General features: G+C 60.8%; 12 protein-coding genes. 5 read left to right on the forward strand and 7 right to left on the reverse strand.

The window, feature by feature from the left end; genetic code table 11:
• Positions 1 to 203: 203 nt before the first annotated feature.
• A complete protein-coding gene (locus tag PMI03_RS21320) occupies positions 204 to 638 on the forward strand; it encodes a CBS domain-containing protein (protein WP_007697780.1) in 435 nt (144 codons plus the stop codon).
• 171 nt (positions 639 to 809) lie between these two features.
• On the opposite strand, the gene PMI03_RS21325 is transcribed toward PMI03_RS21320, so the two are convergent.
• The 4 genes from PMI03_RS21325 to PMI03_RS21340 are packed head-to-tail and all read right to left on the reverse strand — an operon-like array spanning position 810 to position 4,731.
• Positions 810 to 2,012, reverse strand: coding sequence for an ABC transporter permease (locus PMI03_RS21325; RefSeq protein WP_007697783.1), 1,203 nt, complete (start codon positions 2,010 to 2,012; stop codon positions 810 to 812).
• A 4-nt stretch (positions 2,013 to 2,016) separates the two neighbouring features.
• Positions 2,017 to 3,168 carry an ABC transporter permease gene (locus tag PMI03_RS21330; RefSeq protein WP_007697785.1) on the reverse strand — a complete coding sequence of 384 codons (1,152 nt, stop codon included), beginning with the start codon at positions 3,166 to 3,168 and terminating at the stop codon, positions 2,017 to 2,019.
• A 5-nt stretch (positions 3,169 to 3,173) separates the two neighbouring features.
• A complete protein-coding gene (locus PMI03_RS21335) occupies positions 3,174 to 3,881 on the reverse strand; it encodes an ABC transporter ATP-binding protein (protein ID WP_007697787.1) in 708 nt (235 codons plus the stop codon).
• 1 nt (position 3,882) lies between these two features.
• Complete coding sequence (locus PMI03_RS21340; RefSeq protein ID WP_309574450.1) at positions 3,883 to 4,731, reverse strand: efflux RND transporter periplasmic adaptor subunit; 849 nt, start codon at positions 4,729 to 4,731, stop codon at positions 3,883 to 3,885.
• Positions 4,732 to 5,127: 396 nt separating this feature from the next.
• Between PMI03_RS21340 and PMI03_RS21345 the strand changes: the two genes are divergently transcribed.
• A complete protein-coding gene (locus tag PMI03_RS21345) occupies positions 5,128 to 6,153 on the forward strand; it encodes an AraC family transcriptional regulator (RefSeq protein WP_007697797.1) in 1,026 nt (341 codons plus the stop codon).
• An 11-nt stretch (positions 6,154 to 6,164) separates the two neighbouring features.
• Here PMI03_RS21345 and PMI03_RS21350 read toward each other — a convergent pair whose 3' ends face one another.
• Positions 6,165 to 6,929 (reverse strand): IclR family transcriptional regulator, encoded by a 765-nt coding sequence (locus PMI03_RS21350; RefSeq protein WP_007697799.1) that lies wholly within the window; start codon positions 6,927 to 6,929, stop codon positions 6,165 to 6,167.
• 90 nt (positions 6,930 to 7,019) lie between these two features.
• Between PMI03_RS21350 and PMI03_RS21355 the strand changes: the two genes are divergently transcribed.
• The 3 genes from PMI03_RS21355 (at position 7,020) to PMI03_RS21365 (ending at position 10,795) form a co-directional block, all read left to right on the forward strand.
• A complete protein-coding gene (locus PMI03_RS21355; RefSeq protein ID WP_007697801.1) occupies positions 7,020 to 7,949 on the forward strand; it encodes a polysaccharide deacetylase in 930 nt (309 codons plus the stop codon).
• A 59-nt stretch (positions 7,950 to 8,008) separates the two neighbouring features.
• On the forward strand, positions 8,009 to 9,505 hold the full coding sequence (locus PMI03_RS21360; RefSeq protein WP_007697804.1) for an ABC transporter substrate-binding protein: 1,497 nt from the start codon (positions 8,009 to 8,011) through the stop codon (positions 9,503 to 9,505).
• Positions 9,506 to 9,637: 132 nt separating this feature from the next.
• Positions 9,638 to 10,795: a M20 family metallopeptidase gene (locus tag PMI03_RS21365; RefSeq protein WP_007697805.1), complete on the forward strand. Its 1,158-nt coding sequence runs from the start codon at positions 9,638 to 9,640 to the stop codon at positions 10,793 to 10,795.
• 112 nt (positions 10,796 to 10,907) lie between these two features.
• Here the strand turns inward: PMI03_RS21365 and PMI03_RS21370 are convergent, their stop codons facing one another.
• Together PMI03_RS21370 and PMI03_RS21375 are read right to left on the reverse strand one after the other, a co-directional pair.
• Positions 10,908 to 11,522 (reverse strand): O-methyltransferase, encoded by a 615-nt coding sequence (locus PMI03_RS21370; protein ID WP_007697806.1) that lies wholly within the window; start codon positions 11,520 to 11,522, stop codon positions 10,908 to 10,910.
• A gap of 98 nt (positions 11,523 to 11,620) precedes the next feature.
• Positions 11,621 to 12,607: an AraC family transcriptional regulator gene (locus PMI03_RS21375; protein ID WP_007697809.1), complete on the reverse strand. Its 987-nt coding sequence runs from the start codon at positions 12,605 to 12,607 to the stop codon at positions 11,621 to 11,623.
• Positions 12,608 to 12,775 lie beyond the last annotated feature (168 nt).

Raw genomic sequence — 12,775 nt, forward strand, 5'->3', positions numbered from 1 at the left:
TATGCCGCCATCTCTTTGCCGGGAGGACGACGAGCTCGAAATGTGATTGCAAATATCCGCAACAAGGCCGGAACCGATCGCCCCTTCATCTGTTGTGGTAGCAGGCCCTTGGGAGAGGGCGCTGCGATCAGCAGGGAAGCGGGCGCCGCCCGATGCTGATCCCGTCAACGACCAGAATACGGCGTCCGATGATGGAGGAACCGATGAAAGTCCGTGACGCAATGACGCGCGATGTACGCATCACCAACCTTGATGAGACGATTCTGAGCGCAGCGCAGACGATGGCGGATCTCGATGCCGGCGTTCTGCCGGTTGCCGATCATGACCGTTTGGTCGGCATGATCACCGATCGCGACATCGCCATCCGTGGCATTGCCATGGGCATGGGTCCGGATGCGAAGGTCCGCGATGTGATGACGTCAGACGTCAAATATTGCTTCGACGATCAGGAGATTGACGACGTCTGCCGCAACATGGGCGATATTCAGGTGCGCCGCCTGCCGGTGCTGGATCACGACAAACGGCTGGTCGGTATTCTTTCGCTTGGCGATATAGCCGTGGCCCACAAGAACGGTTTCGCCGCCGAGGCCCTAAGCGGCATTTCGCGCCGTGGCGGGGAACATAGTCAGACGGCGTGAACGAGGCGCATGTTTCCGGTTGTTCGACAGCCGCTCATGTGCAGACGTCATTGTCCGATGAATAGGCATATCGCCGGGCGCGGCTTATGCGGCCCGGCGATAAGATCATCATGAGCCTGTTCCGAACTCGTACTCTTCCAATTTGCACGCGCGCATGAATCTGCTTGCTCGTTAGCCAGCCTGTGGCCGCCCGCTCATTGCCAGTCTGAGCGGAATGCGCGTTGCGGCCAGTGCCGGCAATGCGCCGCCGATGGCACCGATAATCAAGGACAGCCAGACCGCCTTAATCACCAGCGGAAGAGACAGCACCAGCTGAAATCCGATCTGCGTGCGGTCGGGGCTCACGGTCGACGCCGTCCAGCCGTTGAGGACGAGATAGGAAAAGCCGACGCCGGCCAGGCAGCCGAGGCAGGTCAGAGCCATCGCCTCGATCCATGTACCGGCAAAGGCCGCCCGCCGGCTGAAGCCGATGGCTCGGACCGTGGCGATCTCGGTGCTGCGATCCGACACGGAACTGAACATGGTCGTCATGGCGCCAACCACGGCGCCGGCAGCCATGGTGATCGCCAGCGGCCAGCCGAGGAGAAGGATCAGCTTCGACGTCCGTTCGGCAAGTCCCGCGAAATAATCCTGTTCCGATCGCAGCGTCAGCCCGATCTGCGGCGTAGCGGCAGCCATGGATTGCAGGGCCGGCAGCGCCTCCGGTGTGGTCAGTTTGATTCTGACGCTCTGGATCAGGTTGGGCCGGTTAAACAGCGTCCGCACCACGCCGATATCCGCCAGCATCTCGGATTCGAAGACGGAGCCGTCAGCATCGAAGATACCGACGATGGTCCATTTCGATGTGCCGAACGTCAGCTGTTCGCCGATCTCCAGCCCCTTGTAATCAAGGCTCAGCCGGCGACCGACGACGATTTCGCTGGCGCCGGGATTGAACATCCGGCCGCGAGTGATCCTGACATTCGGACGCACGCTGAGGCCGAAGGGACCAATGCCGCGTAGCGACAGCGTCGAAAGCAGTTCGCCGGTCTTTTCCGGAACTTCTACCGGCACGACCATTTCGGGCGACAAGACGGAAGCGCCGGCCGCGTCGACAGCGATGCCGGTGATACCATCGAGATAATGAAGCTGGGAGGGTTCGATCCGGCTGCCGAGTTCCGTCCCGGCTCCCTTGCCAAGGGCAATGGCGATGTCCTTGGAACCAGCTTGTAGCAGCGATGTCTGGAAGCCGTTCGACATCGCCAGAAAGCCGAGTAAAACCGTGACGACCATCGCCACGGAAAATATCAGCGACAGGGAAATCCATATCCGGCGGCGGAGCGACTTCAGATTGGATAGGGTGAGGGCCAGGGATTGGCGGACAATCGTGCTCATGGTCTCATCTTTCTCTCAAAGCGGCACTGGGCGGCACGCGCATGGCGTTGAAGGCTGGCGCGACGCCGGTTGCCAGCGCCAGCAAGGCGGCGAGGACGATCGCCTCGGCAATGATCGAGGGTGTGAGCGTCAGGTCCGGCACGATGGTGCGCAGCGGTTCTCGCAGCAGCAGGATGACGGTAAAGGCAAGGCCGAGAGCAAGGCCGAGTCCCGCGGCAAACAGGGCGGATGTCTCCGCCAGAACATTGCCGAGAACGAAGAGCCGGGAGAAGCCGAGGACCTTCAGTACGCCGATTTCCTTCGTCCGCTCGCGGATGGCGAAGAACATGGTATTGGCGACGATCATCAGGATGGTGATGAAGGCGACGCCAACCACCAGACGGACGATGGTTGCGACATCGGCGAATTGCGCGATGAAGGCCTTCATGAACTCGGCCTCCGTGCGTGTCCGGGTTTCGTAGGCGGAATTGGCAAAGAGGGTGTCGACGGACTTGATGATATCGTCGGTGCGAACATCCTTCTTCGGCACGATGCCAAAGCCGGTCACGGTGTCGCGGTCCATGCCGCGCTCCGCATTGATGTAGTCGTATCGCGCCATCACGAAATGCGTGTCGGCGGATTTCTTGCCGTCCAATATGCCGACGATCTCGAATTGGAAGTCCGAGTTGCCATCGGTCTTGACGAAACTCGACGTGTTCAGCGTGATCGTCTGCCCGAACGTCCAGCCCTCCTGGGAAGCAATGCTGCGGCCGACAATGGCACCGTTGCGAACCTCTCCGAAACGGGCAAGGGCGTCCGTGGGAATATCGTATTGATCACCGATGAAGGTGGCGAAGCTTAACGGCTCCACCGCCGTCAGGCCCAGGAAATTCGTCGGCGTCCGGTAGGTCGCGCGACTGCGCGCCATGTAGGTCGCTCCGGCAATATCGGGCAGCGCATGGATCTTGTCGTAATAGCTGATCGGCAAGGGCAGGGTATCGCCGACCTTGTTGGTCACAATCAGCCGCTCCGATTCCACCGCTCCGCCGAGAAAGCCATGTTCGAAGCTTGTCAGGACGAGATAGATGAAGAAGGCGATGGCGATACTTGTGATCAGCAGCAGGCTGCGCGTGGGTTTGCGTGCGATGGTGCGGCGAAGGAGAGTGAAGCGGTTCATGGTGCTCACGCGACCTCTCGTTCGACGAACTGGCCCTTGTCCAGGCGCAGCACGCGCTTGGCGGAGCGTGCCGCCATATCGTCGTGCGTAACCATGACGATGGTCTTGCCGAGCTCGGCGTTGAGGATGCGCAGCATGGCAAGCACCTCTGCGGCGGAAGAACGATCGAGATCGCCTGTCGGCTCGTCGCAGAGCAACAGCTTTGGATCGCTCGCCAGCGCCCTTGCGATCCCCACGCGCTGCTGCTGTCCGCCGGAAAGCTCCGACGGCAGATGCTTGCGCCGATCGGTGAGATCGACAAGCGACAGGATCGTCTCGACACGCTCCCGACGCTGGTGTGCGGTCAGGCTGGTCAGCAGCAGAGGAAGCTCGATATTCTGCTCCGCCGTCAGCATCGGCATCAGATTGTAGAACTGGAACACGAAGCCGACATTGGCGCCGCGCCATTTGGTGAGCGCGCTTTCGCTCATCCGGCTGATGCGCGCATGCCCGAAATTGATGTCGCCGCCATCGGGGCGGTCGATGCCGCCGATGAGGTTCAGAAGCGTTGATTTGCCGGAGCCGGACGGGCCGACGATCGCGACGAAATCACCGGAGCCGATGCTCATTGTCAGATCCGAAAAGATCGTCACGGCGTTCTTGCCGATCCGGTAATCCTTGCGCACATTATTGATCACAATCCCGTCGTCTGGCGCAGATGTGCTGTTGTCCATCTCAAAGTCCTCTTTCATTTGCGTTTGCTTGAAGTTCCGGAGCATCCAGGGTGACCTTCGCCGCCATGTTCGGCAGTACGCGCGCGGGCGGCGTCAGGAATTCAAGCCGGGCGGTCATCGTGCCCTTCTGCAACGAAGCTGCCGGCACGATTGTCCGCACCCGCATTTTGAACGTTCGGTCGGGAAAAGCGTCGAGAACCGCGACCGCCGTCTGGCCGGGCTCTATGCGTGCGGCATTGGACTGGGCGATATCGACGTCGATGGTGAGCGAGTTTGGGTCGAGAAGGATTGCGATCCCGTCTCGCGGCCCACCGCCATCCGTGCCGGAGGCGACAATATCGCCAAGGCCGACCAGCCGGGTGACGATCACGCCATCGAATGGAGCGACAATCCGGTGGAGCACCAGGTTTCTTTCCTGTTTCTCTACCTGTAGTCGAGCGGTTTCCGCTGCCTGCCGCGCAACATCGAGGTCGCTGGTCAATTGCACGACGGAGAGGCTGTCTTCATCAAGGCTGCTCAGCGCCTTGACACCGCGCTCGACAAGCAATTTGGTGCGCTCCAGGGTCCTGCGCGCCTGTGCCAGCGAGACCTCGACACGGTGCACCGCCGCATCCGCACTTGCGGCTTCCGATCTGGCGATCCTGAGCTCGATCTCGTCCGTTGTCGTATCCAGCTGCGCGATAACTTGTCCGGCGGTAAAGTGGTCGCCGACGTCCAGTGGCAGTTCGGCGACCTTGCCGCCGATTTCTGGCCGCAAGGTAATCATCTTTTCGGCGACGACATAGCCGGAGCCGATCACGGATTGAGGTGGCGGCGTTTGCGGCAATCGAGCGGGCAGCTTGTCTTGCACTATCGCGTCAGTTTCGTTTGTCGGCTGGGAGATGGCTTCCGCTACCGGATGTCTCCACAAACTCTCTGCAAGCGGAAGCGATATGTAAGCCGCTGCCGCGAGCGCAGTGGCCAAGCCGGTTAGAGCCACGCCACGCATTGGGAATCGACGGCTCGCGGCTGCATCAGCGGGCGGTGTTCCTTCGCGTTCGATCGACAGCGATCGAAGTCGGTTCGCGATATTCGCTTCTGCATTCATTAGGGGTCTCCAGACGTTGACGGCATGATTTTCCGCTGCCGGCACATCTAGTGCGACCTCGATCGCGATTTAGGACGTTGCAGAACGCGATCTAGATCGCCGGAAGCTGCGAGTCAGGCCATAGTGGCGACAAATATTCTTACCCCGGGGAAGGGTCTTATGCTGTTCGTGCCGCTACCGTTCGTCGTTGCTCTCCTGCTGCTTCTGCTGTTTCTGGCGGTGGTGCGGCGGGACGACGAGCTTGCTGCGAACCGGCCCTTTCTCCTCCTGCTATTGCTCTGTGCCGTGCAATCGGTTCTGGTCGGACTACGCTTGGGCTACGGCCTGCAGTGGGTCGGCTATCTGGCGATGGTGCTCCCAACGGTTATGCCGCCGCTGGTTTATGCCGGCGTGCGCAGGCTGGGTGTGGATAGTCCCAGAAGCGGACCTGTCCTCCTGGGATTCTACAGTTTTCCCGCTGTCATTATCGCCGTGCTGGCCATTCTCCGGCCTGAGGCCATCGATATCGCGATGATCCTCATTCAAATCGCCTATGCCTTGGCCTTGCTCTGGCTTGTCCGGCCGGGTCCCGACGCGCTGCGTCTGGCGTCATTCGAGGCGGCACGGCCGGCCCATCGCGCACTTGTCTTTGCCGCCACTGCTTTGTGTTTCTCGGCCCTGATCGACGCGCTGGTACTGTTTGATTTCGGGTGGACCCATGGCGCGCATGTCGGTCTGATCGTCAGCATCGCCAATCTTGTCGGCCTGCTTGTTCTCGGCGCCGCGGCAGCCGCCGCCAGCCGGAATTCCACGGACGCCGAGATGGTGGAAATCCTGCCAATATCGGATGCCGCCGAAGACAAAGACACTGTCGACCGGATTCATGCGTTGATGCAGGAGAAGAAGCTTTACCGCGACGCCAATCTCAATCTCGAACGGTTGGCCCGCAAGGCCGGGATACCGTCGCGCCGCATCTCGGGGGCCATCAACCGGACCACGGCAAAGAATGTCTCGCAATATGTCAACGACTACCGGATTGCCGAAGCCTGCCGGCTACTGGCCGAGACGGATCAATCAGTGACCGAAATCATGCTTGAAGCCGGTTTCCAGACCAAATCGAATTTCAATCGCGAGTTCCGCCGGGTCGCCGACATGACGCCCGTCGCGTGGCGTGAGAAATGTGCCTATTCCACACATCCGGCCTAACGCGACGGCGCTTAAGGTTTCATCCTGTATCCAAGGCTGCGGCTAATATCGGCGGATGCCTTGCGCAGCATCGATAGAAGCGCCTCGTGCCGCTCGATGTAACGGCTGGTCAGCGTCCCCAGATTGAGCGCGGCGGCGACATTGCCGGTGGCGTCGAAAACGGGCGTGGCGACGCCGGTCGAGCCGGTGACGAATTCCTGGTCGTTGACCGCGTATCCGTCCCGCCGCACTTTGACGAGGATATACCGGATCTCCTCCACATTGGTGATCGTATAAGGCGTATAGGACAGGAACTGAACGCGGGAGAGATAATCTTCCAACGCCTGCTGCGGCGCGTGGGCGAGAAGGACGCGGCCCATGGCCGTGCAATAGGCGACGATGGCCGCGTCCAGGTTGACGTCATAGCGTATGGGCTGGCGGCTTACGCTTTTTGCCAGCCGGCGGATATCGCAATGGGCGTTCATGGCGCTGAGCAGCACGGTCTCGCCAGATTCGTCCCGCAGGCGCTCCATGAACGGCATGGCCTTGACCACCAGCGGCTCTTCGTGGCGACGGAAGGGGAAACCATGCCGGCCTGCCTCGATCAGCATGTAGCGCCCGGCGGAATCCTGTACGAGATGACCGCGCGCGGCGAGAGTTTGGAGCAACCCATGCGCGCTGCTTTTCGGCAAGGTCAGATCCCGGACAATCTGCGACAAGGCAACGGCTTCCCGTCGCCCCGCCATATATTCAAGAATATCGAGGACACGTCCGGCGCTCTTCACTTCCGAGTTCATATATGTGAACGACCTTCCCGTTGTTGACCTGGCGATCGGCCTGTAACAGTTGTGCCGAGAAAAGCGACAACCGGCAAGGCGGGTGTGACGATGAGCGGGACGCAAAAGCAGGCGGAGATTGCCGAACCCTGGCTCTGGCCGGACGAAACCTGGCGGAGCCGCGTCGACAAGGTGCGCGCCGGGCGGTCGTTGCGGCCCGCCAAGTGGAAGAATGGCGCCCGCATGGCGGTCGCCTTGTCCTTCGACGCCGACCATGAGACGTTTGAATTGCGCAATGGCGGTGTTTCGATCGGCCGGATGAGCCAGGGGCAGTATGGGCCTCGTTCGGGCATGCCGCGCATTCTCAAGCTGCTGGAGAAATACGCCGTTCCGGCCTCGGTCTTCATGCCGGCGGTGTCGGCGATGATCAATGCTGATGAAGCGCGCGCCGTCGCAGCCTCGGGCCATGAACTTGGCATGCATAGTTGGATACACGAATTCAACTCGCGCCTGGACGAGGCGAGCGAGCGCGACCTTGCCCTGCGCGCCGCCGATGTGCTGGAGCACATTTCCGGTGTTCGACCGGTCGGCATGCGAACTGCTTCCTGGGATTTCAGTCCGCACACGCTGAAGATCGCCCGCGAGATGAAGCTACTTTACGATTCATCGCTGATGGCGGACGACGAGCCCTATGAGCTACTCGAAGACGGAGAGCCGACGGGCATCGTCGAAATCCCCGTGGAGTGGATCCGCGACGACGCTCCCTATGTAGCGATGGACCGCATGACCGGAGCGCGGCCCTATGGCGGCCCGTCAATGGTTCTCGATATTTTCCAGCGCGAGCTGGAGGTGGCCTATGAGGAGGGTGGGCTTTTCCAGCTTACGCTTCATCCTCATCACATCGGCCATCGCTCGCGTATCTTCATTCTGGAAGAGATCATTCGCCAGGCGCAGGCCAAGAGGGACGTATGGTTTGCCACCCATGCGGAGCTTGCTGCCTATTGCGCTTCGGAAGCCGGCCTGAAGACATTGCACCAATAAATAATGAGCGTCCGGCGGGGCGCAACGGCGTTTTTGAATTTCAAAGGGGGTAGTAGACTATGCATTTCAAGTTCTTATCCGCAGCGGCCCTTGCCGTGAGCCTTCTGGCGTCGGCAGCCTATGCGCAATCGGCCAAGGATACGCTGACGATCGACCTGCCGAATGATGCGGCCACGCTCGATCCGCATCTTCAATGGGACACGGACAGCTATAGCGTCTATCGCAATATCTTCGACAATCTCACCACCCGCGATACAGCCGGCGCGATCGTGCCGCAGATCGCGACGTCCTGGAAATATCTCGACGACAAGACCCTCGAATTCCAGATCCGCGATGATGTGACCTTCCAGGATGGCAGCAAGCTGACTGCCGACGATGTTGCCTATAGCGTCAACCGTATCATCGATCCGGCTCTGAAGAGCCCGCAATTGTCGCAGTTCAACCAGATCATCAAGGCCGAGGCCACCAGTCCGACCGTGGTGAAGATGATGACGAAGTCGCCCTATCCTGCGCTGATTGCCCAACTCGTCAAACTGTCGATCGTGCCGAAGGCCTATGTCGAGAAGGTGGGCGCCCAGGAGTTCAATCTGAAGCCGATGGGCAGCGGTCCTTACAGGCTGGTGCAGTGGCAGAAGGGCGTACAGACCGAGCTTCAAGCGAACGACCATTACTGGCGCGCAAAGCCGCCCTTCGAACATGTCGTCTTCCGCGCCGTGCCCGACGTCTCCACTCGCATCGCCGACCTGAAGACCGGCAAGGCCGATCTCGTTCGCGATCTTCCGTCCGATCAGGCGATTGCGCTGAAGAGCGGCGAGGAGGTGCAGGTGCTCTCGGTTCCGACCGAGCGCGTCGGCTATATCTATATCAACGCCCAGGCTGGCGCGACGCAGGATGTCCGCGTGCGCCAGGCGATCGCCTACGCCATCGATAGGCAGACCTTGGTCGATGCGCTATTGCAGGGCTTCGGCTCCCCGGTCAACGTCGTCGGCGCCAAACCGATCTTTGGTTACACCGAGAGGGTCGAAGGCTACCCCTTCGATCCGGACAAAGCGCGCGCCTTGATAAAGGACGCGGGCGCGGAAGGGGCGAAAATCGAGTTTCTGACCTCGCCCTCCTATGATCGTTCGATGGTGGAAGCCATCCAGCAGATGCTGAATGATGTGGGTCTCGATACGACGATCACCTCGCTCGATCAGGCGACCTTCCTGAAACGTCGTCAGGGCGATGCCAGGGACGCCGGCAGCATGGCTTTCGGTCGTTGGTCCTGCGCCTGCCAGGATGCCGACGGCATCATCTTTCCGCTGTTTCGCACCGGCAGCAGTTGGGCGAAATACAGCAACCCGCAGTTCGACGGTCTCGTCGACGATGCCAGGTCGACGCTCGACAACGACAAGCGGCTGGAGGACTATCGGAAGGCCTATGAAATCCTGAAGCAGGATGTGCCGGGCATCGGGCTCTACCAGGGCGATGCCGTCTATGGCGCCAGCAAGAAGCTCAAGTGGCAGCCGAGCCCCAACGAAGCCATGTTCGTCATGGACATGAGTTGGCAGCACTAGACCGGGCAGATTGTGGATTTGGCCGGTGACTGGGGCCTGCCTTTCTGTATCAATAGGTTAGACGTGTCCGGCGATTCTGATCCGCCGGACACCATATCCTCCCGCCTTTGCCCCTTTGTTCGGATGGCTTTCATGACCCTTGCTATTTCCCCCGATGATATCGACCAGGCCGCACTGCTTTCGGAATTGCGGCGCTGGGTGGAGATCGAAACCCATACGCCGGACGCTGATGCCGTGAACCGGCTGGCCGATCGCGTCGAGGCGATAGCCAAGCAAGCCGGCCTCGTGACCGAGCGGACGCCTGGAACGATGGGCTTCGGCGACATTCTGGCGGTGCGTTCGCCTCGTCCCGCTGGCAGCAACCAGAAGAGCGTGCTCATCCTTGCTCATCTGGATACGGTTCATGCAGCCGGCACGATCAAGAACCAGCTGCCCTGGCGACAGGAGGACGATCGTCTCTATGGACCGGGCATCTACGATATGAAGTCCGGTGCCCTGATGGCGCTGGAGGCAATGAAGATTGCGGTCCGCCATGGCCCCGGCCCGAAGCTTCCCGTCGATCTGCTGTTCATGCCGGATGAGGAGATGGGCAGCCTTAGTTCTCGCGCGTTGATCGAGGCCTATAGTCGCAATGCCGGCTATGCTCTGGTGGTCGAGCCTGCCCGTGATGGCGGCAAGATTGTCGTCGCGCGCAAGGGTGTGGCCATGTACGACATCGTCGTTCGCGGCCGCGCCTCTCATGCCGGCACCCGTCCGCAGGATGGCCGTAGCGCCGTCCGCGCGGCCGCACGGCTGGTGCTCGAACTCGAATCCCTTAACGACCCCGCACGCGGCGTGACGGTGACCGTCGGCACCATTCACGGCGGAACCGGACGCAACACCGTGCCGGCAGAATGCCAGATGCAGGTCGACGTGCGTGTGCCCGACGAAGGGACAGCTACGGAAATCCTCGGCAGGATCGAGGCCCTGAAGCCGGTCGACCCGGATATCGCGCTCGAAATCAGTGGCGGTCTCAACAGGCCGCCATTCCCGCAATCCGAAGGCGGCAAGCGGCTTTTCGCTCATACAGCGGGGATTGCCGCCGAACTCGGAATCACGCTGGAAGGCGTCAGCACCGGCGGCGGTTCGGACGGCAATTTCACCGCGGCCCTCGGCGTCGCCACGCTTGACGGGTTAGGCGCGGACGGCGCCGGTGCCCATACGTTCGACGAGTACATCTTCGTCAGCAGCGTCGCGCCGAGGACGGCCTTGCTTGCCAATCTCATGCTGACGCTTGACGGCAAGGAATGATGCCGGACGGCGGGTGAGGTTTGCTTTGCCAGCAGGAGCCCTCATTGCTGACCAGGCGAAGCCTGATGGAGTGAGGAAGCGGGCGTCCGCGACCCGCCCGTCAAACCCAGGATCACGGGTCGAAACGGCTAACTTCGATCCCCATACCGACAGGTAGCAGCACGCTGGTGATTCCGGCCTTGGCCCGGACGGCTCGGCCATAGGCCTGCACATCCTCGTTTCCGGGGCGTATCATATTGTCGGCGATGATGATCGCGCCCGGATTGAGCTTGGGATAGAAAGCCTCCAGGCAGGGCACGTAGAGATCCTTCCAGAGATCGACCAGCACGAGATCCACGCCGATCGTCAGCTCGGAGATCATCTGCACGGCGTCACCGACCTTGAAGTCGATATGGTCGGCAAGTCCGGCCTTCGTCGCCTTGTCGCGGGCATAGGCCGACTTGTAGTCATGCAATTCCATCGTGATCAGCCGGCCGCCGGTCGCACGGGCGGCTTCCGCCAGCCAGATGCCGGAATAGCCGAAGGAAGTGCCGAGCTCGAGAATGTTCGGCGTCTTCAAGCTCTTGGCGACGATGTTGAGCAGACGGCCGGTTTCCGGCCCGACTGCGCGCATCCGGCGATCCTGGCCGCCATCGCGGCCGCCCGGCGGCATGTCGCGCGGCTTGCTCTGCTCTTCCCGGATGAGCTCGTGATATTCATCGAGCACTGCCAAAATTCTGTCGTCCATATCCGATCCTCTATCCAACTGCGGACTGTGGCGCGCACGATAGGAGCGAATTTTGCGGTCGTCGAGGCTGCCGGGCCGAGTGCGTGGCTTGTGTCACTCTAACGTGATCGGGCATCCCTGGGCGAAAACCCATGCTGCCGTTTGAAGGCGGTCGCGAAGTTCGCCGGGCTGGTGTAGCCGGCGAGGTAGGCGGCCTGGGCAATCGTCACCCCTTCATTCTCAAGCGCTGTCCTTGCCTGTTCGAGTTTCAGCTTCCGTATGTAGTGGAAGACAGTCGTGCGGTGTGCCGTATGAAATAGCCGCTGCAACGTATTGACGCTGACGCTGATTTCGGTCGCCAGCTCCTCGACGGATGGAGCAACGCGGCTATTGTTCAGCAATTCCTCGGCGCGGCGGAGGCGCTTATTCTCGGCGGCGCTCAATCTTGCCCTGCGTGCGGGCGTGGAGGGCGTGCCCGCCAGCAGCGAAAAGGCTTCGGCGACGATGCCAAGCGTGCGGCTCTCCATGTATAGGCGCGCCAGATAGGGTTCGAAGCCAGACGGCTTGATCGCCTGCGTGGCCAATGCCACCAGCGACGCGCTCGGGCTCCAGGATCGTGCCGCAAGCCGTGTCGCGGTGAAGCGCTTCAGGCCCTGCGCGCTTGCATCCGCAAAGACATCGCCCGACTCCAGCCATTCCGGGAATATCTTGATCGTCAGCTTACGCACGCGGTCCCCAACGGCCGCGCGGCGGCGGAAGAGTTCCCGTTCCTGCTGGTGGAACAGTGTGGCTGACGGGATCCAGCGGTCGGAATTTTCGGCCCGATGCGGCATCGGAATGTCCTGATCACCGATGCTGGCGCTCACACCCCCCTGGAAGAACAGCTTGATGCCCAGGTGTGGTGCGGATTCGGCTTCCGTATGGAGATCGCAAAGGTTGGTCACATCGGAATAATGGACCGTCAGACCATTTCTCACGGTCGTCTTGCTGAACGTGCCGCGCAGGACCGTGTCGTCCGCGCCGATATTGGAGTTGAGCAGGCGGAAGGTGCGATCTTCCCTTTGCATTTGACCGAAGAATTCGTGCGCTTTGACCAGAGAGCTCATCCGGTAGCTATTCCTATCGCCTGTTGCTGAGCGACGAGGTGCAATTGCGCAAACAAGAATGGCGTTTTCTCAAACAAGTTCGCAATGGCCTTCCGCTCGCAAATGCGTATAACGCCAAAACATGACTAATTCCATCATATTTTAGTCGACGAGCCGCTCGATCACGGC

The sequence above is a fragment of the Rhizobium sp. AP16 genome, assembly GCF_000281735.1.
GTDB lineage: Bacteria > Pseudomonadota > Alphaproteobacteria > Rhizobiales > Rhizobiaceae > Rhizobium > Rhizobium rhizogenes.